Below are 22,347 nucleotides of genomic sequence, written 5' to 3'. Positions count from 1 at the left end.
GCGTTTTGTCGGATATTTGATATATTAGTGTAAGATAAATATTGAGAGGTGATACTAATGGAAGAGGCTTTAAAAGACAGTATCCTAGGTGCGCTTGAAATGGTAATTGACCCTGAATTAGGAATTGATATTGTTAATTTAGGTTTAGTATATAAAGTGAATGTAGATGATGATGGTATATGTACAGTTGAAATGACATTAACATCAATGGGTTGCCCACTTGGACCCCAAATCATCGACCAAATCAAAACTGTATTAGCAGAAATTCCTGAAATCCAGGACACAGAAGTTAATATTGTTTGGAACCCACCTTGGAATAAAGATATGATGTCAAGATACGCTAAGATCGCTTTAGGCGTAGGTTAAGCTATCACTATATAAACAATAGTACACACTTTCGTTGTGCTATTGTTTTTATTTTTAGAAAAAAACTAAAATCACTTCATCCAAAATAAACATAGCACGTGACAAAGTGACTTATCAACATGACACAATTGTAATACAATTTGAATTTGATTATGCGTTATACTAAAATACATAAGACTTATACAGATTAAATTTAACATAGATTTTAGGGTGAATTATTTTCATTCATATTGTTAATCATCGACTCTCGTTTTATCATGATTTTCAACACTTTTATATTTAATGAATTTATTTGAAATTTATTATTATAGGGAAAGAATGTGAACAATGACACAGGAATTAAAAAGAGGGAAACATCGCAAAACGAAAATGCGTTATATGCCTGGCTTAGATGGCTTGAGGGCTATTGCTGTGTTAGGTATCATCATCTATCATCTCAATAGAAGATGGCTAACGGGCGGCTTTATAGGCGTAGATACATTTTTTGTCATTTCGGGATACTTAATCACAAGTTTACTATTAAAAGAATACGAAGAAAAAGGAATTATTAACCTTAGACAATTCTGGATACGACGAATTAAACGATTACTTCCAGCGGTTGTCACGCTCTTAATGGTAGTCGGCATTGCTACATTAATCTTTGAGCCACAACAAATTGTACGAGTAAAGCATGATATTCTAGCAGCACTATTTTACGTATCAAACTGGTGGTATATTGCTAAAGATGTAAATTACTTTGAACAATTTTCATTTATGCCTTTAAAACACTTATGGTCACTTGCAATTGAAGAACAGTTTTATTTATTTTTTCCATTTGTGTTAGTCATTTTGTTATTAACAATTAAAAAATATCGTAATGTTACCCTTATTTTTTGGATTGTTTCGCTTATTTCATTATTAGCGATGGTCATCATTTCACAACCTGACGTCGGTTACTCACGCGTTTATTTCGGAACAGACACACGCTTACAAACATTATTACTCGGTGTGATTTTGGCGTTTGTATGGCCACCATTTAAGCTAAAAGCAAACCCTCCAGTTGTCTTACAGCGTGCTATCGATGGCATAGGGATTATAGGCTTAATTACATTAATTCTCCTATTCTTTACAGTCAGTGATAGCAGTGCTTGGATTTATAATGGAGGCTTTTACTTAATTTCAGGTATGACGCTCTTCGTCATCGCAAGTGTTGTCCATCCGACAAGTATATTAGCTAAACTAATTGGAAACCCAGTCTTTGTCTATATTGGACAACGTTCATATAGTTTATACTTATGGCACTTTGCAGTTATTAGTTTCATACATATCCATTTTATAGATGGTCAAATACCAGCCTATGTATATATAGTAGATATTATATTAACTGGCTTATTTGCCGAGTTATCTTATCGCTATGTTGAAACACCATTTAGAAAAGAAGGGCTTAAAGCATTTTCATTTAATCGACTACAACGCCCTAAATTCATTATAACCATTGTAGCTATTGTCGCAGCTCTTCCATTACTATTGATCTTTGTTGGCGCATTTGATCGTTTTGGAAAATATGAAATTGATAACAAGGCAAATTCATTTAATACGAATGAAGTAGATAAATACTTGGTAAGAATGATGCCTGGTGAAAATATTCATCTTGATGGCTCAACAAGTGAAAGTAAGGAAAAAGATCAAGTCGATACGAATATTAGTCCATTATTAATTGGTGATTCGGTAATGGTAGATATTGGGGAAACATTTAAATCACGAGCACCTAAAGCAACTATCGATGGTAAAGTTGGACGTCATTTACAAGAAGCGTTAACTATTGCTGGCAATTATTCAAATTATAATAAACCATCAGATCAAGTAGTATTGGAACTTGGAACGAATGGTGGCTTCTCTGAAAATGAATTGAATCAACTTATCAGTAAATTTGGAGATGCCCAAATTTATTTAGTGAATACGCGTGTACCACGTGATTGGCAAGATGATGTTAATAAACACCTTGCTAATGCTGCTAAAAAGCATAAAAACGTGACATTAGTTGACTGGTATAAACGTTCAGAAGGGCATTCTGAATATTTCGCATCAGACGGTATCCATTTAGAAAATAGTGGCGTTAAAGCATTGTCAGATGAAATTATTAAGACAATCAAAAGTAATACGAAAAATAAATAAGATTGACTAGTTGAAAATTGTACTACTTTTAAGTACTTTCATTTCTAGTCCACTTTGTAGGAGCGAGACAACGAAATCTGTGAACTTTCATTTGATTTCAGTCTTGCTCCTTTTTCATATTAAAAAAGTTTGACCATAATATCTGAAAATGCCGATAGGTTTGATGTTTAAAATAAGCGCAATCGTGATAAATATTTTAAGTAATAGTAATTAAAATGTTGTCATAGTAGGCTTTGGGCTTTGCATAAATTAACTTAAAAAGTTAAGTATAATTGTTGCTTAATAGTCAAATAGGGATTATAATGTATTTAAGGTCAAAGAAAGTCAAAGTCAAAAAAGGAGTATTTGACCTGGCTCTTATCAAATAAGTAGGGGTGACAAATTTGGATATTAATCAAATGACATATACCGTTCAAAGTGCATTACAAAAAGCAGTTGAACTTAGTAAAGAATATGAATTACAAAACATTGAAGTTGAAGCTATATTAAAAGGAACGTTAGATGAAAGTGACAGTTTATTTAAAAGCATACTAGAACGTGCAAATATCGATACTGAAGAATTAAATCAAGCTTACAATAATAAATTAAAAAATTATCCTTCAGTCCAAGGTGACAATGTTCAATATGGACAATATATTAGTCAAAAAGCAAATGAGTTATTAAATAAAGCAGAATCGTACATGAATGATTACGAAGATCAATATATTTCAATGGAACATATCTTGCGTGCTGCAATGGACATTGATGAAACAACTCAACAATATGTCGGAAATAAAGCAGAAGTTGTTAAAGAAATTATTACTAAAGTTAGAGGGGGAAATCATGTGACTTCACAAAATCCAGAAGTAAACTATGAAGCATTAGAAAAATATGGCCGTGACTTAGTAGAAGAAGTTCGCCAAGGTAAAATGGACCCTGTCATCGGTAGAGATGAAGAAATTCGAAATACGATTAGAATTTTAAGTCGTAAAACAAAAAATAACCCAGTATTAATTGGGGAACCTGGTGTAGGTAAAACAGCTATTGTCGAAGGCTTAGCTCAACGTATTGTACGTAAAGACGTACCTGAATCTCTATTAGACAAAACTATTTTTGAATTAGATTTAAGTGCTTTAGTTGCTGGTGCTAAATTCAGAGGTGAGTTTGAAGAACGTTTAAAAGCAGTGCTTAAAGAAGTTAAAGAAGCTGAAGGACGTATTATCTTATTCATCGATGAAATTCACATGCTAGTAGGCGCTGGTAAAACAGATGGCGCTATGGATGCAGGTAATATGTTAAAACCAATGTTAGCACGTGGTGAATTACACTGTATCGGTGCAACAACACTCAATGAATATCGTGAATATATTGAAAAAGATTCAGCATTAGAACGTCGTTTCCAAAAAGTAGGCGTAAGTGAACCTGATGTAGAAGATACAATTTCTATCTTACGTGGATTAAAAGAACGCTATGAAGTATATCATGGTGTGCGTATTCAAGACCGTGCATTGGTAGCAGCTGCTGAATTATCAGATCGCTATATTACAGACAGATTTTTACCTGATAAAGCGATTGACTTAGTAGACCAAGCTTGTGCAACTATTCGTACAGAAATGGGATCAAACCCAACTGAATTAGACCAAGTCAATCGACGCGTTATGCAATTAGAAATTGAAGAAAGTGCATTGAAAAATGAGTCTGACAATGCTAGTAAACTACGTCTTGAAGAATTACAAGAAGAGCTTTCAAATGAAAAAGAAAAACAAAGTGCATTACAATCTCGTGTAGAACAAGAAAAAGAAAAAATTGCTAAAGTACAAGAAAAACGTGCCGAGTTAGACCGTAGTCGTCAAGCTTTAGAAGATGCTCAAACAGAAGGTAATCTTGAAAAAGCAGCCGAATTACAATACGGTACGATTCCTCAATTAGAGAAAGAATTAAAAGAATTTGAAGAGGCATATCAAGATGAACAAGGCGACAGTGAACGCATGATTCGCGAAGTCGTATCTGATGAAGAAATTGGCGATATCGTTAGTCAATGGACAGGTATTCCAGTATCTAAATTAGTTGAAACAGAAAAAGAAAAACTACTCAACTTAGGCGACATCTTACATGAACGTGTAGTAGGCCAAGATAAAGCAGTAGATTTAGTATCTGATGCCGTTGTAAGAGCACGTGCTGGTATTAAAGACCCTAACAGACCAATCGGTAGTTTCTTATTCCTTGGACCGACTGGTGTAGGTAAAACTGAATTAGCTAAATCACTCGCAGCGTCATTATTCGACTCTGAAAAACACATGATCCGAATCGATATGAGTGAATATATGGAAAAACATTCTGTTTCTAGATTGATTGGAGCACCTCCAGGTTATGTAGGCCACGATGAAGGTGGTCAATTAACTGAAGCGGTTAGACGTAATCCTTATTCAGTAATCTTATTAGACGAAGTTGAAAAAGCGCATAGCGACGTCTTCAACGTGTTACTACAAATTCTAGACGAAGGACGTTTGACAGATTCTAAAGGTCGTAGTGTAGACTTCAAAAATACGATTATTATTATGACAAGTAATATCGGTTCACAAGTACTTCTTGAAAATGTTAAAGATACTGGTGAAATTACGGATGATACTGAAAAAGCAGTCATGGATAGCTTACACGCATTCTTCAAACCTGAAATCTTAAACCGTATGGATGATATCGTCTTATTTAGACCATTATCAGTAAATGATATGAGCATGATTGTCGATAAAATCTTAACTCAACTAAATATACGTTTAATGGATCAACGTATTTCAATTAAAGTTTCAGATGAAGCTAAAAAATGGTTAGGTGAAGAAGCTTACGAACCACAATTTGGTGCAAGACCATTAAAACGTTTCGTTCAACGACAAATTGAAACACCATTAGCACGTATGATGATTAAAGAAAATATGCCTGAAGGTACATTAATTAACGTAGATTTAAACGAGGAACATGATTTAACATTTGATGTACAACAACCAGCAACTGAATAATCTAATAGTTAAATAATAAAGTGACTAAATAAATAAAAGCTCTCTTCAAAGTCGATATAAAATACTTTGAAGAGAGCTATTTTTGTACTAAAAAATACACGCCCAACTTTGAGTATTAATTCAAAGTTGAAACGTGTATATTATGAGACGTAATTAAAATATAATTATCTGTTACCTTTGCGGGCAAAATCATTAGGTTTAATTAACGCGCCAAAAATCGCAATAAATATTGTGAAAATTACTGCTAGAATAATAGGTGTAATAAAGTTTAATGAACCGCCACCGTTTAAACTATTTAGCACGAAGTTCACCATTTGTAATAAAATTAATGCCCAAATAAATGTTACGAGGTATTTCATACCAATGACCTCCATAGTTTATATAGTTCCATTTTAATGTAAACTATCTTCTTTGTATAGGGATACCAGTTAAGTGTTTCAAAAACGTCTTAAATTTTCACATTCATGTATATTTCTTTAATTTTCAACAAGAAAGCGCAATATTGAAAGGGTAACTACTTGAGTTGATATAAAAAAGTGTGTTAAATTAATACCTGGTATTAAAAAATGAAGTAAGAAGGTGTGCGTTCATGAACGTAGGTATAAAAGGATTTGGTGCTTATGCGCCAGAAAAAGTTGTAGATAACGCCTATTTTGAAAGCTTTTTAGAAACTTCTGACGAATGGATTTCTAAAATGACTGGTATTAAAGAAAGACGTTGGGCTAGAGAAGATCAAGATACATCTGATTTAGCTTATGAAGCAAGTAAAAAAGCCATTGCAGATGCAGGTATTGAGCCTAAAGATATAGATATGATTATTGTTGCAACAGCTACTGGGGACACACCATTCCCATCAGTTGCGAATATTTTACAAGATAAATTAGGTACTGACAAAGTGCCAACAATGGACCAATTAGCAGCATGTTCAGGATTTATGTATTCAATGATTACTGCAAAACAATACATACAATCAGGCGATTATAAAAATATTTTAGTTGTAGGTGCAGATAAATTATCTAAGATTACTGATTTAACTGACCGTTCAACAGCCGTTTTATTTGGTGATGGCGCTGGGGCCGTAGTGATTGGTGAAGTTTCTGAAGGCCGAGGCATTATTAGTTATGAAATGGGATCTGACGGTTCAGGTGGAAAATACTTATACTTGAACAGAGATACTGGTAAACTAGTAATGAATGGACGTGAAGTGTTTAAATTTGCTGTAAGAATTATGGGTAATGCTTCTACACGCGTCGTAGAAAAAGCAGGTTTACAATCTGAGGATATTGATATGTTTATTCCTCACCAAGCAAACATCAGAATTATGGAATCCGCACGTGAAAGATTAGGTATAGAAAAAGAAAAAATGAGTGTTTCTGTGAATCGCTTTGGTAACACTTCTGCAGCTTCAATACCTTTAAGTATTCAACAAGAATTAGAAAATGGAAAAATTAAAGACGATGATACTTTAGTATTAGTAGGTTTCGGTGGTGGCCTAACTTGGGGCGCTATGGTTATCAAATGGGGTAAATAGGAGGATATAATGTATGACTGAAAATAAAAGAGTTGTAATTACAGGTATGGGTGCATTATCACCTATCGGAAATGATGTCCAGACAAGTTGGGACAACGCGTTAAAAGGCGTTAATGGTATTGATACAATTACGCGTGTAGATACTGAAGGCTATAACGTTCATCTAGCTGGTGAATTAAAAGACTTTAATATTGAAGACCATATTGAGAAGAAAGAAGCACGCCGTATGGACCGCTTTACTCAATATGCAGTTGTAGCTGCAAGACAAGCGGTAGAAGATGCGAAATTAGCTATTAACGAAGATACTGCAAACCGTATTGGTGTATGGATTGGTTCAGGTATCGGTGGTATGGAAACATTTGAAATTGCCCATAGTACGTTACAGAAGAAAGGCCCAAGAAGAGTAAGTCCATTCTTCGTACCAATGTTAATTCCAGATATGGCTACTGGCCAAGTTTCTATTGATCTAGGCGCAAAAGGGCCAAACGGATCAACGGTAACTGCATGTGCTACTGGTACAAATTCTATCGGTGAAGCATTTAAAATCATCCAACGCGGAGACGCAGACGCGATGATTACAGGCGGTACTGAAGCGCCTATTACACATATGGCACTTGCTGGATTTAGCGCAAGTCGTGCATTATCAACGAATGATGATAAAGAAACAGCTTGCCGTCCTTTCCAAGAAGGCCGTGATGGATTTGTGATGGGTGAAGGTGCCGGTATTTTAGTGATTGAATCATTAGAATCTGCCCAAGCTCGTGGTGCACAAATTTATGCTGAAATTGTGGGCTATGGTACAACAGGTGATGCATATCATATCACTGCTCCAGCTCCAGAAGGTGAAGGCGGTTCACGTGCTATGCAAGCAGCTTTAGATGATGCTGGTATTGAAGCTAAAGATGTTCAATATTTAAACGCACATGGTACAAGCACACCTGTAGGCGACATGTACGAAATTAAAGCCATAAAAAATACATTCGGCGACGCTGCGAAGAACTTGAAGATTAGTTCAACTAAATCAATGACTGGTCACTTATTAGGTGCAACAGGTGGACTAGAAGCCATCTTCTCAGCATTATCAATTCGTGATTCTAAAGTTGCTCCAACGATTCATGCGCATACGCCAGACCCTGAATGTGATTTAGACATTATCCCTAATGAAGCACAAGATTTAGATATTACGTACGCTATGAGTAATAGTCTTGGCTTTGGTGGACATAATGCAGTATTAGTATTTAAGAAATTCGAAGCTTAAATTTAATTTTTTTAAAATGAAGAACAAATAGAACATGCCTCAAAATAATCTCATGTAGAGTGAAGATTGTTTTGAGGCATTTTTTATTAAATATTAACAAAAACGTTAACAATTTCTTTTGATTATTTTAAAAACAGCTTAGAATACACGTTTGTCATAATGTATATAAAGCTACATTCTAAATGTTTAATTAATTTAGAGAAAATATAATATTTGCTTAGTTATATCAAAAGTTAATGCATAATGGTCTAGAATTGTACGAGATAAAAGATTATCACTTGAATTATATTGTACATTTTCAATTCTGATTCTTGCTTATTTATAGTTAACAAATCTTGATTAAAAGAACTAAAGTTTCTAAAGCAAGGACAGAAATCTACATATTTATATTATACGTTACTTTTTATCCATTCTTTTAATTCTTTTAAATCATAATTTGAACTTATTTGGTTGAAAACTTGGTCTAAAGAAATTGAAGAAAGTGTTGTGACTAGAGTGTTCTCGATAACATCTAGTGAATTAGTAACTGCACATTTGTGTGCTTTTTTACCTTCATTTTCACCTAAAAAGTTTTTTAAGAGTTGTTGGCTGGCAAAAATCTTTCCTCTTCCTTCTATCGCGATGAAAACATCATAAAAAGTTATATTCTCTAATGATTTTGCTAATGAGAAACCACCATATTTTCCTGGAACAGAAGTAATTAATCCTTCATTTACTAAAAGCTTTATTATTTTCTTTAAATATGAATGCGAAGTTCCTAATCGCAAGCTCAATGATTGAGAGTTAATTGTTTTACTATCTGGTAACTGAGATAGTATTAATAGAACGTATACTGATTGTTCCCAACCAGATGATAATTTCATATTGACACCCTCCTACAAGAATTCTATAATCTCTAATAGATATATCGGATATCTCCGTTAAAACCCGGATATCCTCAAAGAATATAACTCTTTATAATTACCTTGTAAAGAGGGAAAGGAGGATAAAATGAATTTTAAAAAATCGCCAAAACTTTCATTTTTAATTAGTATTATTCTAACAACTGTTTTTATGGGCTCATCATTTCCAACAGGAAAGTATTTAATTTCATTAAATCACGCTCCGCCTTTTTTGATTGGAAGTTGGAGATTTATAATTGCTGGAATTTTAATGTTGCTATTTACTCTTCTGACTAAAGGAATTTCTGAAGTTACACCTAGGAGTAATGGAAGACTAACTAGCGGTTTTCATCTAGTAGCTATTATAGGGCTTTTACAAACTACTGGTACTATGGTTTTTTTAAACCTTGCGATGGCTAAAGGTTTGTCTTCCTCAATGTCATCAATTATTTTATTTACTAACCCTTTGTGGTTAGCAATTTTAGCGCATTTTCTTTTAAATGATAAGTTTAATAGATGGAAATTTCTATCATTGCTTCTAGGAATTATAGGAGTAATACTATGTCTAGGACTAGACAAAACAGCATTTAGTGTAGGTGCTTTATTTGCACTAATTGGTTCGTTTTGTTGGTCTATTAATACGGTCATTACTAAAAGAGTTCCTTTTGATCAAAGTTCATGGGTATTTACAGGATGGCAACTCTTTATAGGCGGTATGGGAATGTTTATAATTTCAATGTTTCTTCATGAGAATTATAATTTGTCACAAATTGATACAATCGGATGGTTTTGTTTTATTTGGTTAATTTTGCCAGCATCTATTGGCTCCTTTGGACTATGGTTTTATAGCTTAAAACAAGGAGGAGCTAACAATGCAAGTAGTTTTTTATTCTTAGTTCCACTATTCTCAACGATTTTTTCAATGATTGGTTTGCATGACCATTTCACTGTAGGCTTGTTGATAGGGGGAATATTGATAATACTTTCATTAACTTTAGTCAATAAAAGTATGAGTGAAAAAATGATGAGCTAATTATTGCTAGAAACTTATGAGAGAGGCATATAGTGCTATTTTGTTGAAAGTCAAAGAGAGATTATGACAGACGTTAACACTACCTTGTCGAGAAAGCGACTTAACACATAGAATTGAGTTATACAAAACATTTAGTCTGTACTCTAAGTGATTTTGCTAAATATCACCAAGGAATTGAAAAGGATAATTCAATTGATTGAATGGGAGGAGTTTAATGGAAGTAGGTAATGACATAAACTTGGTTAATGGACAATGGTCATTTTATAATGGAGTGGCTAAACATTTTGATGATCACGTAAAACTATCCGTTCCGTTGTATGAAGAAGGTCATGAACTCATTTGTTACTTAAGTGACTTTTTTCTAAGAGATGATTCTATATGTTATGAAATTGGAAGTTCAACAGGAACATTAATAAATAAGTTATACCAGCGTCATCATGAAAAGAACAATATAACATTTTACGGAATAGAACCTGTAAAAGAAATGATAGAAGTAGCACAAAAAAATAATAATGCAGAAATTGAATACATCAATGATTCAATTGAAAATGTAAATATGTTGCCAGCTAATCTTATTGTTGGATACTATTTTTTACAGTTTATTCCAATTTCAAAGCGTGAAGAAGTTATTAAAAAAATTTATGAATCACTGGTACCTGGAGGTGGGTTTATTCTATTTGAAAAAGAGCTTCCTTTGGACCCTAAAATTTATAAAATTATGGCTTCATCATATATGAAATTTAAGATAGATCATGGGTTTTCTCCTGAAGAAGTTTTATCAAAGCAATTTAGTTTAGAAGGTACGATGATTACGAATACACATTATGAAAATCGGCATCTTCTATCGAATGTAGGATTTACACACATAACTACAATAATGAAATATGGTGAATTTAATGGATACTTTTGTTTCAAATAATAATAAATGGGAATTACTACATAAAAATTCGAAAAATAAAAAGACAAGAATAGAGCCTAATTATGCAATAAAAAGAATACTTTCTTTTCAGAGTGAAATTTTTCAGAACGATTTAACAACAAGAACACTTGAAATTGGGTGTGGTTTTGGCCGTAATCTTAAATATCTTATTGAAAATAAATTTTCAGAACAGTATTTTGGAATTGATTTAACTCAAACAGCTGTTGACAAATGTTCAGAAACATTAATAGATTCAGTTAATAGTGGTTTACTTGAATTAAAGAAATGTAATGTTGGAAAGGGAATTCAATTTCCCGATAAATATTTTAATTGTATTTTCGACATTATGTCTCCTATTACATTTATTACGGATGAAAAAGAACGAATTAAATATTTTACAGAAATTTATCGGATACTAAAAGATGAAGGATCATTTTTCTTCTTAGCAGCACGTAAAGAAGGTAAGTTTATTGATGCATATAATGATTCTAATCTACTTGAAAAAGGATATATAAAAAGAAAAATCGATGATATGATAGAGAAAGTGTATACTTCTGAGGAATTGATAAATTTATTATATCCACTACATAAAGAAATTTTAGAAGTAGCATCGGAACATACTAGAGCATTTGGTTGTGAAAATTTTATACGTGAAAATGGTTTCTGGTTTGGACAATTTAAAAAACACTCTTCGTAAAAAGTGGATTTTAAAAAATTATTAAAAAATGTAATAATCGTATAATGACTTTAAAATTAAAAATTTGGTATTAAAAAGGTCTGAATTCTGTATAGAACAAAATTCAGGCCTTTTTAAATATATAGATGTTACTATTGTCTGATTTCTATCTTATTAAAATAATTGCCAGTATTTTAAGTTAATTTAGTTAATTAGGAAAGCTTTTGTTGAACATTTTCTAATGATTTAAAGAGTTAATATACTGTGAAACAAGTTTTAGATAAACATAATAGCAAGGCTATACTATAAAATAAGTGAAATTACGATGGTTAAAAGAAAAAATAATGCATTACACAATAAAGCTGGCGCTATCCATGATTCAACAATATAATACTCTCTCTTAGCTTGTTGTGGATTAAAGAATGAATCATGTTCCATTGTTTTTTTCTTTGCACGAGAAGACATTTGATGGCGAATTCTTCTAAAACCATAACTCGTCGCATCAAAAATTCCTTCTTGAACTAAAAGGATAAGAAAAATAATTATAAAAATAATAAGTGATATATAGAATAAAACATTTAAAAACGAAATGAGTGTATGAGCTGTGAAAAACAACCATATAATAAGCGTTAGAAGTGGTGTAATACTAAGCCATACTATCCAGTTTTTTAAATTCTTCATAAATGTAACCCCCGACTGAAGATTAAACTTATTTTAACTTAAATTTCCCAATTAAACACCTTAAACTTTAAATAATTAAAATTATATATTAGAAAATTACTTCCTTAGAAATTTATATAAGCAACTGCTTTTTTAATTTTGTGAAAATTATATTGCAATTATATGAAAATTATATATATAATATTACTAAATATTTCTGAAAATTTTGAAGGGAATGTTAATTTTGAAAATTTAATAAGGGGGTTATGGAATGACGCGATATGTTTTAAAACGTTTGGGATATATGTTCTTATCGCTATTCATTATTATTACGATTACATTTTTCCTAATGAAGATGATGCCGGGTTCACCTTTTAACGATGCTAAGTTAAGTGTTGAACAAAAGGCGATTCTTAATGAGAAATATGGACTAAATGATCCTGTAGCAGTGCAGTATCTACATTATTTGAAAAATGTAATTACTGGAGACTTTGGTTATTCATTTCAATATCACAATCAACCGGTATGGGAGCTTATAAGACCGAGATTGATTCCATCAATGGAAATGGGTATAACAGCGATGATTATCGGTGTAATTTTAGGTTTGATCCTTGGTGTTGCAGCAGCTACTAAACAAAACACATGGGTCGATTATACAACTACTGTTATTTCAGTAATTGTTGTATCTGTTCCTTCTTTCGTATTAGCCGTACTTTTACAATATGTATTTGCGGTGCGTTTAAGATGGTTTCCAGTTGCAGGATGGGAAGGATTTTCAACAGCAGTATTACCTTCGCTAGCATTATCAGCCAGTGTCATGGCGACGGTTGCACGGTATATCAGAGCTGAAATGATAGAAGTTTTAAGTTCGGATTACATATTATTAGCAAGAGCAAAGGGGAACTCTTCAATGCGTGTCTTATTTGGGCATGCTTTAAGAAACGCATTAATTCCAATTGTCACAATTATTGTACCTATGCTAGCAGGAATTTTAACAGGTACATTAACCATTGAGAATATCTTTGGCGTACCAGGTTTAGGGGACCAATTCGTACGCTCTATTACAACAAATGATTTCTCAGTGATAATGGCAACTACTATTTTATTTAGTACACTATTTATCGTTTCAATTTTTATCGTAGATATTCTATATGGCGTGATTGACCCTAGAATTCGTGTTCAAGGAGGTAAGAAATAATGGCAAATGACAAATTTAGTAAACCATTTGATGATCATTCAAATGCAGCTATGACACATACCTCTGAAGGCATTGCCGCATCTGATTTCGTAATAAGAGATTTAGATTTAAATAGAGAACCAGAAATGCAACGTGAGAGTAAAAACTTCTGGCAAGATGCTTGGACACAATTAAAAGGAAATAAACTTGCAGTGGTAGGTTTAGTAGGGTTAATTCTAATTGTTATCTTAGCTTTTGTAGGGCCACTATTGAGCGATCATGATTATGCAGAACAAGATGTCGTTCGACGAAATTTACCAGCTAAAATACCTGTTCTAGATAAAGTTTCATTCCTACCATTTGATGGTACCGGTGCAGACGGTACGAATGCTTATAAAGACGCTGGCGTTAAAGAAAACTTCTGGTTTGGTACAGACCAATTAGGACGTGACCTATGGACACGTACTTGGAAAGGTGCTCAAATCTCACTCTTTATCGGTGTCGTAGCAGCTATCTTAGATATTTTTATCGGTGTTGTTTACGGTGCAGTATCTGGCTTCTTTGGCGGGCGTATAGATAATATTATGCAAAGAATTCTTGAAATTATTGCATCAATTCCAAACCTTATCGTTGTAATTTTATTTGTACTTATTTTTGAACCATCAATTTGGACAATTATTTTAGCGATGTCTATCACAGGTTGGTTAGGAATGAGTAGGGTTGTACGTGGGGAATTTTTAAAATTAAAAAATCAAGAATTTGTAATGGCATCACGAACACTAGGTGCTTCTAAATTCAATTTAATATTCAAACATATTCTACCTAATACATTAGGCGCAATCGTAGTAACATCAATGTTTACTGTACCAAGTGCAATCTTTTTCGAAGCGTTCTTAAGCTTCATCGGTATTGGCGTGCCAGCCCCTCAAACTTCATTAGGTTCATTAGTCAACGACGGACGCGCGATGTTACTGATTCATCCACACGAATTATTTATTCCAGCTACTATATTAAGTTTATTGATTTTATTCTTCTATCTGTTTAGTGATGGATTACGCGATGCATTTGACCCTAAAATGCGTAAATAATAAAGGAGGCAAACGTTATGTCAGAAAGAATTTTAGAAGTTAATGACTTGCATGTTTCCTTTGATATTACGGCTGGGGAAGTGCAAGCAGTTAGAGGCGTCGATTTTTATTTGAATAAGGGAGAAACGTTAGCAATTGTAGGTGAATCAGGTTCAGGTAAATCTGTAACTACAAAAGCGATAACAAAGCTATTCCAAGGGGATGAAGGAAGAATTAAACAAGGCACGATTAACTTTCTTGGTGAAGACTTGGCTGTTAAATCTGAAAATGAACTAATCAAATTACGTGGTAAAGATATTTCAATGATTTTCCAAGACCCTATGACTTCACTTAACCCAACGATGCAAATAGGGAAGCAAGTTATGGAGCCATTGATGAAACATCGTAATTATAGTAAATCTGAAGCTAAAAAACGAGCTTTAGAAATCTTGAATTTAGTAGGGTTACCGAATGCTGAAAAACGATTTAAAGCTTATCCACATCAATTCTCAGGTGGACAAAGACAAAGAATTGTTATTGCAACAGCATTAGCGTGTGAACCTAAAGTATTAATCGCAGACGAACCAACTACAGCGTTGGATGTAACGATGCAAGCTCAAATATTAGATTTAATGAAAGAATTACAACAAAAAATTGATACATCAATTATTTTTATCACACATGATTTAGGCGTAGTCGCTAATATCGCTGATAGAGTAGCGGTAATGTATGGAGGACAAATGGTAGAAACAGGCGATGTAGATGAAATTTTCTACGATCCGAGACACCCTTATACATGGGGTTTACTATCATCTATGCCAGATTTAACAACTAGTAACGATACAGAATTACTTGCAATTCCAGGTACACCACCAGATTTATTACACCCACCTAAAGGCGATGCATTTGCAAGAAGAAGTCAGTACGCTTTAGATATTGATTTTAAACAAGCGCCTCCATGGTTCAAAGTGTCACCAACACATTTCGTGAAATCTTGGCTATTAGATGAACGTGCACCTCAAGTAAACCCACCAGAAATGGTTAAAAAGAGACAACGACCAATGCCTAATAATTACGACAAGCCACATCAAGTAGAAAGGGTGTCGTTCAATGAAGGATAATTCAGTATTATTAGAGATAAAAAACTTAAAACAATATTTTAATGAAGGTAAACGTAACGAAGTAAGAGCCATTGAAGGTATCTCTTTTAATATATATAAAGGAGAAACGTTAGGATTAGTAGGAGAATCTGGGTGTGGCAAATCAACTACTGGTAAAGCTATTATCAAGCTAAATGATATTACGAGTGGAGAGATTTTATACGAAGGTCAAGATATTCAAAAGATATCTAAACGTAAAGATTTATTGAAATTTAATAAAAAAATCCAAATGATTTTCCAAGACCCATATGCATCTCTTAATCCTAGATTAAAGGTAATGGATATTGTCGCAGAGGGCATCGATATTCATAAATTAGCTAGCGATAAGAAAGATCGTAAACGACGTGTCTATGACTTACTTGAAACAGTAGGATTAAGTAAAGAACACGCCAATCGTTACCCGCATGAATTCTCTGGAGGTCAACGACAACGAATAGGCATTGCACGAGCGTTAGCAGTAGAACCAGAGTTTATTATTGCAGATGAACCAATCTCAGCGTTGGACGTTTCTATCCAAGCACAAGTTGTAAACTTAATGTTGAAACTTCAAAAAGAAAGAGGCATTACTTTCTTATTTATTGCGCATGATTTATCAATGGTGAAATATATTTCAGACCGTATTGCAGTCATGCATTTTGGTAAAATTGTTGAACTTGGTTCGGCAGACGAGATTTACTATCATCCATTACATGATTATACGAAATCACTATTATCAGCTATTCCACAACCTGACCCGGATAGTGAAAGAACGCGTAAACGTGTCGTTTATAAAGAAGATGAGTCTAAGAATTCAGAGCGTAGACTTCAAGAAATCAGACCACAACATTATGTGTTTGTAACTGATGAAGAAGCGGCACAATTAAAAGAAGAACTTCAAACGCCAAGCGTTTAAAACTGGGGAAGGAGGATGAGGAGATTATGAGATATTATAAGTATATCGCGTTATTATTAACTATGATTTTAGTACTTTCTGCGTGTAGTAATAAAAAAAGTTTGTATTCAGATGAAGGTCAAGTATTTAGAAAAGTAATTACACAAGATATGACTACTTTAGACACAGCATTAATCACTGATGCAGTTTCTGGTGATATAGCAGGCCAAGCGTTTGAAGGTTTATATTCTATCGATAAAGACGATAAAGTTGTCTTAGGTGTAGCTAAAGATATGCCTAAAAAAAGCAATGGCGGTAAAACTTTAACAGTAGATTTAAGAAAAGACGCTAAATGGTCAAATGGAGACCCGGTAACTGCAGAAGACTTTGTATTCGCATGGAGAAAAGTAGTAGACCCGAAAACTGCATCTGAATTTGCATACATAATGAGTGATATTAAAAATGCGGATTTAGTTAATACAGGTAAAAAACCGGTAAACCAATTGGGTATTAAAGCTTTAAATAAGTATAAATTACAAATTGATTTAGAAAGACCTGTCCCATATATTAATGAGTTACTTGCTTTAAATACATTCGATCCTCAAGATGCTAAAGTTGCTAAAAAGTATGGCGAAAGATATGGAACTAATGCTGATAGAGCAGTATACAATGGGCCGTTTAAAGTAACGAATTGGCAAGTTGAAGATAAAATTCAATTAGCTAAAAACAACCAGTACTGGGATAAAGAAAATGTAAAATTAGATAAAGTGAATTATAAAGTATTAAAAGATAACCAAGCAGGGGCATCATTATACGATACGGGTTCAGTAGATGATACAATTATTACATCAGAACAGGTAGATAAATATAAAGGAAATAAAGAATTAAATTATAGATTAACTGCTGCAACTTTCTTTATTAAAATGAATGAAAAAACAGTCCCAGAATTTAAAAATAAACATCTTAGATTAGCCGTTGCTCAAGCTATCAATAAAAAGGGATATGTTAAATCAGTACTTAATGATGGTTCATTAGCTTCAAATAACTTCACTGGTGTTGGTACATCTAAGACTCCGGATGGTAAAGATTTTGCAAGTACAGTTAAATCTCCATTAGTTTATAACCCTAAAGAGGCTAAAGAAAACTGGGAGTTAGCTCAAAAAGAACTAGGTAAAAAAGAAGTAACATTTACAATGAATACTCAAGACACACCTATTGCTAAAGTTGCTGCTGAATATATCAAATCACAAATTGAAACTAATTTACCAGGGGTAACGTTAAAAATAAAACAAATGCCATTTAAACAAAAAACAACATTAGAATTAGCAGGCGATTTTGAAGCTTCATATTCAGGATGGAGCCCTGATTATCCTGATCCAACTGCATTTTTAGAAACGATGACTAAAGATAATGCTCAAAATAATACAGATTGGGATAATAAAGAATATAATGAAATCATTAAAGAAACAAATGGTTCTTTATTACGCGAACCAGAAAAAAGAAATGAAGCTTTAAAACAAGCTGAGAGTATATTACTTCATGATGCACCAGTAGCCCCAATTTATCAAAAAGGGGAAGCACATTTAACTAACCCTCAAGTAAAAGGTCTACAATACCATAAAGTAGGACCTGATACTACGTTAAAACATGTGTATATCGATAAATCAATCGATCGTGAAACTGGTGAGAAAAAGAAAGATAAATAATTAGATTTCTATGAAACAGTCTTGATTTATATCGAGGCTGTTTTTTAAGTATTTTTTACAAGAATATAGAGGTTAACTAATTTGAAAATTTTAAAAGTATAATTATCAGAAAATTCTAAAATATAACTTGTTATTTTTTCTTTTAGAAGTAAAATAAAAAACACCATAGAATCAACTGGAGGATTGATAGGAATGAAGATTTTAATGAAGTATTTAATACTGGTGTTAGTAGCAACATTAGTATTAAGTGCATGTGGTAAGAAAGATGGAGATTCACAAGACAAAGCTACATCGAAAACTGAAACATCGAATCATAAAGGCGGAGAAATGAATATTGCCTTAAGTGCTCCACCTTCTGGAACATTTTCAACGCTTTTAAGTACAGAAGGCCCTGACTCAAATGTAGAAGGTTATTTCAATGAAGCATTAATAAAAATTGATAAAAATATGAAACTTAAGCCTTACATTGCTTCTTGGAAAGATATTGACCCTGCTAAAAAGGTACGTTTCACAATTAAAAAAGGGATTAAGTGGCAAGACGGTAATGAGTTAACAGTTGATGACTGGACTTATTCTTTAAATGTATTAGCTGATAAAGATTATGAGGGTAGTTATTATCCATCCGTAGAAAATATTGAAGGGGCTCCGGAAAAACATGCGGGACAAGCTGACACAATTAGTGGTCTTAAAAAAATCGATAATTATACTATGGATGTAACTTTTAAAGAGAAAAAAGTAAACTACTTAGAAGGATTTTTCGCAGGTCCATTACTTAGTAAAAAATATTTGAGTGATGTTCCAATTAAAGACTTAGCGAAATCAGACAAAATTAGAAAACATCCAATTGGTATAGGACCTTATAAAGTAACTAAAGTCGCACAAGGCGAAGCAATTCAATTAGAGAAATTTAAAGACTACTGGCAAGGCGAACCAGCTTTAGACAAAATTAATTTAAAAGTAATTGATCAAACTCAAATCGTAAAAGCAATGAAAAATGGCGAAATCGACATGGCCGATCAAGCTACAGGTACGATTGATCAAGAAGCTAAAAAATCAGGTGACGGTAAGCTTAAAGTTTTATCAGCTCCTGGTCTTGACTACTCTATTTTAGGTTTCGTATCTCATGACTATGATAAAGATAAAAACAAAACTGGTGCAGAACGTCCTAAATATAAAGAGAAAAAATTAAGACAAGCGATGTTATATGCAATCGATAGAAAGAAATGGATTAAAGCTTTCTATCAAGGTTATGGTAAAGAATTAAATTCTTTAGTTCCATCAATACATTGGATTGTAGCAGATCAAAAAGATTTAAATAGTTATGAATATAGCCCAGAAAAGGCGAAAAAATTGTTAGATGAACTTGGTTATAAAGACAGAAATGGCGATGGTTTTAGAGAAGATCTAAATGGTAAACCTTTTGAAATTAATTTAAAACAATATTCAGGATCAAACCCAACATTTGAACCTAGAACAGCAGCGATTAAAGATTTCTGGGAAAAAGTTGGCTTAAAAACAAATATGAAAATAGTTGAATTTGGTAAATATAATGACGATTTAGCCAAAGCATCTAAAAATATGGAAGTATACTTTAGAACTTGGGGTGGCGGAACTGACCCTGACCCTTCAGATTTATATCACTCTGATAGACCACAAAATGAAATGAGAACTGTTGATAAAACATCTGATAAATGTTTAGATGACGCCTTAGATTTCAACAAAGTTGGAACTAATGATAAAAAACGTAAAGATATTTATGTAAAATGGCAAAAACACGTCAACGAAACACTTCCAGCATTCCCTATTGTTCAATTAGATTCAATCTCAATTGTAAATGATAAAGTTAGAAATTACGACATTCAAATGGGAGCAGATTTAGACTTATACAAATTAACCAAAGAATAAAAAACAACCTCGACTAAGGTCGAGGTTTATTGATTGGAGTAGATTATGGATAAGTATTTATTAGAAATTAAAGATTTAGAAACATCTATTAAAATTGGTGATTCATGGTTTCCTACAATAAATCAAATATCTTTAAAGCTTAAATCAAATGAAATATTAGGGATTGTTGGAGAATCAGGGTGCGGTAAGTCGATATTAAATAAATCGGTGATCAAGCTATTACCAGATAAAATCGCTAAAGTTACAAACGGCGATATTCTGTTTGATGGGAAGCATATTATAGATATGAAAGAAAAAGAGTATCAAAAAATACGTGGTAAAGATATAGGTATGATTTTCCAAGAACCAATGACGGCATTAAACCCTGTATTTAAAATACAAAATCAATTAATAGAACCAATAATGTTGCATTTGAATAAAAGTAAGACAGAGGCTAAACAATTAGCAACAAAACTTCTTGAATATGTAGGAATATCTAGGGTGAATGAAATATTAAATAGCTATCCTCTGGGGGTATGCGACAAAGAGTCATGATTGCTATGGCCATTTCATGTAATCTTAAATTATTAATTGCTGATGAACCTACTACCGCTATAGATGTAACGATACAAGCTCAGATTTTAGATTTATTAAAAAAATTGCAACAAGAAAATGAGATGGCAATTATATTAGTTACTCACGATTTAAGCGTAGTGTCAGAGTTTTGTGACAAGGTCATGGTGATGTATGCAGGACAAATCGTAGAATATGGTGATATCGATCAAATTTTAAATCACCCTCAACATCCTTATATGAAAAAATTGTTAAGTACTATTCCAAAATTAGACGAAGATGTTGAATATTTAGAAGTTATAGAAGGAATGGTGCCTAATATAACTGAATTTAATGAAAATAGTTGCAGATTTGCTAATAGATGTACTGAAAAGATAGCAATATGTGAACAATGTGAGCCGAGACTTTTAAACAAAGGAAAGAGTCAAATACGTTGTCATTTGTTTAATTAACAGAGAGGTAGACGATATGGATAACATCTTAGAACTACAACATTTAAAAACATACTATTTTATTAAGAAGAAATTATTTAAAGAAACACAATATGTAAAAGCCGTCGATGATGTTTCATTTTCAATTAAAAAAGGACAAACATTTGGTTTAGTTGGGGAATCAGGATGCGGTAAATCAACGCTCGGACGATCTATTGTGCATTTAGAGAAAGTCACTTCTGGAGAAATTAAAATTGATGGGGTCAATACTACTAATTTAAAAGGTAAAAAGTTGAGAGAAGCACGCAAAGACTTTCAAATGATATTTCAAGATCCTTATGGTTCGTTGAATCCTATGCAAATGGTTGGAGATATAATTGGAGAGCCTATACGCAATTTCAAAAAAATCGATAAACAGACATTAAAAGAAGAAGTTTTATATTTGCTAAAGTGTGTGGGCTTGAGTGAGGATGCTTATTACAAATATGCACACCAGTTCTCAGGTGGTCAGAGACAACGTATTGGCATTGCTCGTGCGTTAGCAGTTAGACCTAAATTAATTGTTGCAGATGAGCCAGTTAGTGCACTAGATGTGTCGGTGCAATCGCAAGTTTTAAATTTATTAAAAAATCTTCAAAAAGAATTTGATTTAAGTTATTTGTTTATAGCGCATGATTTAAGCGTAGTAAAGCACATTAGTGATGTTATTGGTGTTATGTATTTAGGACACATGGTTGAAATAGCAGATAGCAATGAGTTATATCAACAACCACTTCATCCGTACACAAAAGCACTTATTTCATCTGTGCCACAGCTTAATAAAACTAAATCAGAAAGAATTATTTTAGAGGGAGAATTACCTTCACCTAGCAATCCGCCAAAAGGTTGTCCATTCCATACGAGATGTCCTATTGCACAGGATAGATGCAGTCAAGAGCAACCACAATTAAGAGAAGTGAAACCCAATCATAAAGTAGCATGTTTTTATAGCAAGGAAGAGTGAAGAT

18 protein-coding genes and 1 pseudogene are annotated in these 22,347 nt (G+C 33.0%); 16 read left to right on the top strand and 3 right to left on the bottom strand.

Features of this window, described 5'->3' with window-relative positions:
• Positions 1 to 57: 57 nt before the first annotated feature.
• From FH144_RS03355 to clpB, 3 genes are all read left to right on the top strand, one after another.
• Positions 58 to 366, top strand: a complete 309-nt coding sequence (locus FH144_RS03355) for a metal-sulfur cluster assembly factor (RefSeq protein WP_103166366.1) — start codon at positions 58 to 60, stop codon at positions 364 to 366.
• 327 nt (positions 367 to 693) lie between these two features.
• Complete coding sequence (locus tag FH144_RS03350; protein ID WP_242313639.1) at positions 694 to 2,520, top strand: acyltransferase family protein; 1,827 nt, start codon at positions 694 to 696, stop codon at positions 2,518 to 2,520.
• Between the two features lie 383 nt (positions 2,521 to 2,903).
• Positions 2,904 to 5,513 carry an ATP-dependent chaperone ClpB gene (clpB, locus tag FH144_RS03345; protein ID WP_242313638.1) on the top strand — a complete coding sequence of 870 codons (2,610 nt, stop codon included), beginning with the start codon at positions 2,904 to 2,906 and terminating at the stop codon, positions 5,511 to 5,513.
• Between the two features lie 164 nt (positions 5,514 to 5,677).
• On the opposite strand, the gene FH144_RS03340 is transcribed toward clpB, so the two are convergent.
• Positions 5,678 to 5,872, bottom strand: coding sequence for a YjzD family protein (locus tag FH144_RS03340; RefSeq protein ID WP_107507458.1), 195 nt, complete (start codon positions 5,870 to 5,872; stop codon positions 5,678 to 5,680).
• 230 nt (positions 5,873 to 6,102) lie between these two features.
• Between FH144_RS03340 and FH144_RS03335 the strand changes: the two genes are divergently transcribed.
• Together FH144_RS03335 and fabF are read left to right on the top strand one after the other, a co-directional pair.
• Positions 6,103 to 7,044 carry a beta-ketoacyl-ACP synthase III gene (locus FH144_RS03335; RefSeq protein WP_107507459.1) on the top strand — a complete coding sequence of 314 codons (942 nt, stop codon included), beginning with the start codon at positions 6,103 to 6,105 and terminating at the stop codon, positions 7,042 to 7,044.
• 13 nt (positions 7,045 to 7,057) lie between these two features.
• Positions 7,058 to 8,302 carry a beta-ketoacyl-ACP synthase II gene (gene fabF, locus FH144_RS03330; RefSeq protein ID WP_103166361.1) on the top strand — a complete coding sequence of 415 codons (1,245 nt, stop codon included), beginning with the start codon at positions 7,058 to 7,060 and terminating at the stop codon, positions 8,300 to 8,302.
• Between the two features lie 389 nt (positions 8,303 to 8,691).
• On the opposite strand, the gene FH144_RS03325 is transcribed toward fabF, so the two are convergent.
• The gene (locus FH144_RS03325; RefSeq protein ID WP_242313637.1) at positions 8,692 to 9,165 is read right to left on the bottom strand and encodes an RrF2 family transcriptional regulator; all 474 of its coding nucleotides are present in this window, start codon (positions 9,163 to 9,165) and stop codon (positions 8,692 to 8,694) included.
• A 127-nt stretch (positions 9,166 to 9,292) separates the two neighbouring features.
• Here FH144_RS03325 and FH144_RS03320 point away from each other — a divergent pair, with 127 nt between their 5' ends.
• From FH144_RS03320 to FH144_RS03310, 3 genes are all read left to right on the top strand, one after another.
• A complete protein-coding gene (locus FH144_RS03320) occupies positions 9,293 to 10,216 on the top strand; it encodes a DMT family transporter (protein ID WP_242313636.1) in 924 nt (307 codons plus the stop codon).
• 214 nt (positions 10,217 to 10,430) lie between these two features.
• Positions 10,431 to 11,135 (top strand): methyltransferase domain-containing protein, encoded by a 705-nt coding sequence (locus FH144_RS03315; protein WP_242313635.1) that lies wholly within the window; start codon positions 10,431 to 10,433, stop codon positions 11,133 to 11,135.
• On the top strand, positions 11,113 to 11,832 hold the full coding sequence (locus FH144_RS03310) for a class I SAM-dependent methyltransferase (protein WP_242313634.1): 720 nt from the start codon (positions 11,113 to 11,115) through the stop codon (positions 11,830 to 11,832). The genes FH144_RS03315 and FH144_RS03310 overlap by 23 nt, the downstream gene beginning before the upstream one ends.
• 282 nt (positions 11,833 to 12,114) lie before the next feature.
• On the opposite strand, the gene FH144_RS03305 is transcribed toward FH144_RS03310, so the two are convergent.
• Complete coding sequence (locus tag FH144_RS03305) at positions 12,115 to 12,492, bottom strand: DUF3899 domain-containing protein (RefSeq protein ID WP_242313633.1); 378 nt, start codon at positions 12,490 to 12,492, stop codon at positions 12,115 to 12,117.
• Positions 12,493 to 12,742: 250 nt separating this feature from the next.
• Here FH144_RS03305 and opp3b point away from each other — a divergent pair, with 250 nt between their 5' ends.
• From opp3b to FH144_RS03260, 8 genes and pseudogenes are all read left to right on the top strand, one after another.
• Entirely contained in the window at positions 12,743 to 13,669 is a 927-nt protein-coding gene (opp3b, locus tag FH144_RS03300) for an oligopeptide ABC transporter permease (RefSeq protein WP_242313632.1), read from the top strand.
• The gene (gene opp3C, locus FH144_RS03295; protein ID WP_107508632.1) at positions 13,669 to 14,736 is read left to right on the top strand and encodes an oligopeptide ABC transporter permease; all 1,068 of its coding nucleotides are present in this window, start codon (positions 13,669 to 13,671) and stop codon (positions 14,734 to 14,736) included. Before opp3b ends, opp3C begins: the two co-directional genes overlap by 1 nt.
• Before the next feature lie 17 nt (positions 14,737 to 14,753).
• Positions 14,754 to 15,836, top strand: a complete 1,083-nt coding sequence (locus FH144_RS03290) for an ABC transporter ATP-binding protein (protein WP_242313631.1) — start codon at positions 14,754 to 14,756, stop codon at positions 15,834 to 15,836.
• Entirely contained in the window at positions 15,826 to 16,767 is a 942-nt protein-coding gene (locus tag FH144_RS03285; protein WP_242313630.1) for an ABC transporter ATP-binding protein, read from the top strand. Before FH144_RS03290 ends, FH144_RS03285 begins: the two co-directional genes overlap by 11 nt.
• A gap of 26 nt (positions 16,768 to 16,793) precedes the next feature.
• Complete coding sequence (locus FH144_RS03280) at positions 16,794 to 18,452, top strand: peptide ABC transporter substrate-binding protein (protein ID WP_242313629.1); 1,659 nt, start codon at positions 16,794 to 16,796, stop codon at positions 18,450 to 18,452.
• 192 nt (positions 18,453 to 18,644) lie between these two features.
• The gene (gene opp4A, locus FH144_RS03275; RefSeq protein ID WP_242313628.1) at positions 18,645 to 20,357 is read left to right on the top strand and encodes an oligopeptide ABC transporter substrate-binding protein; all 1,713 of its coding nucleotides are present in this window, start codon (positions 18,645 to 18,647) and stop codon (positions 20,355 to 20,357) included.
• 45 nt (positions 20,358 to 20,402) lie between these two features.
• Positions 20,403 to 21,361, top strand: a pseudogene (locus FH144_RS12040) (ABC transporter ATP-binding protein).
• Positions 21,362 to 21,377: 16 nt separating this feature from the next.
• The gene (locus tag FH144_RS03260; RefSeq protein ID WP_198611051.1) at positions 21,378 to 22,343 is read left to right on the top strand and encodes an ABC transporter ATP-binding protein; all 966 of its coding nucleotides are present in this window, start codon (positions 21,378 to 21,380) and stop codon (positions 22,341 to 22,343) included.
• The last annotated feature ends 4 nt before the right edge of the window (positions 22,344 to 22,347 follow it).

Source organism: Staphylococcus sp. acrmy (assembly GCF_022690565.1).
GTDB lineage: Bacteria > Bacillota > Bacilli > Staphylococcales > Staphylococcaceae > Staphylococcus > Staphylococcus caledonicus.
The sequence above is the reverse complement of the archived record's forward strand: the minus strand, read 5'-3'. Positions and strand labels throughout refer to the sequence as shown.

What these genes read in the sequence shown, in the direction of transcription:
- opp3b (WP_242313632.1), top strand. Translation starts at nt 12,743, where the DNA reads ATGACGCGATATGTTTTAAAACGTTTGGGATATATGTTCTTATCGCTA.
- FH144_RS03290 (WP_242313631.1), top strand. Translation starts at nt 14,754, where the DNA reads ATGTCAGAAAGAATTTTAGAAGTTAATGACTTGCATGTTTCCTTTGAT.
- FH144_RS03340 (WP_107507458.1), bottom strand. Translation starts at nt 5,872, where the DNA reads ATGAAATACCTCGTAACATTTATTTGGGCATTAATTTTATTACAAATG.
- FH144_RS03260 (WP_198611051.1), top strand. Translation starts at nt 21,378, where the DNA reads ATGGATAACATCTTAGAACTACAACATTTAAAAACATACTATTTTATT.
- FH144_RS03325 (WP_242313637.1), bottom strand. Translation starts at nt 9,165, where the DNA reads ATGAAATTATCATCTGGTTGGGAACAATCAGTATACGTTCTATTAATA.
- FH144_RS03280 (WP_242313629.1), top strand. Translation starts at nt 16,794, where the DNA reads ATGAGATATTATAAGTATATCGCGTTATTATTAACTATGATTTTAGTA.
- opp4A (WP_242313628.1), top strand. Translation starts at nt 18,645, where the DNA reads ATGAAGATTTTAATGAAGTATTTAATACTGGTGTTAGTAGCAACATTA.
- FH144_RS03305 (WP_242313633.1), bottom strand. Translation starts at nt 12,492, where the DNA reads ATGAAGAATTTAAAAAACTGGATAGTATGGCTTAGTATTACACCACTT.
- FH144_RS03315 (WP_242313635.1), top strand. Translation starts at nt 10,431, where the DNA reads ATGGAAGTAGGTAATGACATAAACTTGGTTAATGGACAATGGTCATTT.
- FH144_RS03355 (WP_103166366.1), top strand. Translation starts at nt 58, where the DNA reads ATGGAAGAGGCTTTAAAAGACAGTATCCTAGGTGCGCTTGAAATGGTA.
- FH144_RS03285 (WP_242313630.1), top strand. Translation starts at nt 15,826, where the DNA reads ATGAAGGATAATTCAGTATTATTAGAGATAAAAAACTTAAAACAATAT.
- FH144_RS03335 (WP_107507459.1), top strand. Translation starts at nt 6,103, where the DNA reads ATGAACGTAGGTATAAAAGGATTTGGTGCTTATGCGCCAGAAAAAGTT.
- FH144_RS03320 (WP_242313636.1), top strand. Translation starts at nt 9,293, where the DNA reads ATGAATTTTAAAAAATCGCCAAAACTTTCATTTTTAATTAGTATTATT.
- FH144_RS03310 (WP_242313634.1), top strand. Translation starts at nt 11,113, where the DNA reads ATGGATACTTTTGTTTCAAATAATAATAAATGGGAATTACTACATAAA.
- FH144_RS03350 (WP_242313639.1), top strand. Translation starts at nt 694, where the DNA reads ATGACACAGGAATTAAAAAGAGGGAAACATCGCAAAACGAAAATGCGT.
- opp3C (WP_107508632.1), top strand. Translation starts at nt 13,669, where the DNA reads ATGGCAAATGACAAATTTAGTAAACCATTTGATGATCATTCAAATGCA.
- fabF (WP_103166361.1), top strand. Translation starts at nt 7,058, where the DNA reads ATGACTGAAAATAAAAGAGTTGTAATTACAGGTATGGGTGCATTATCA.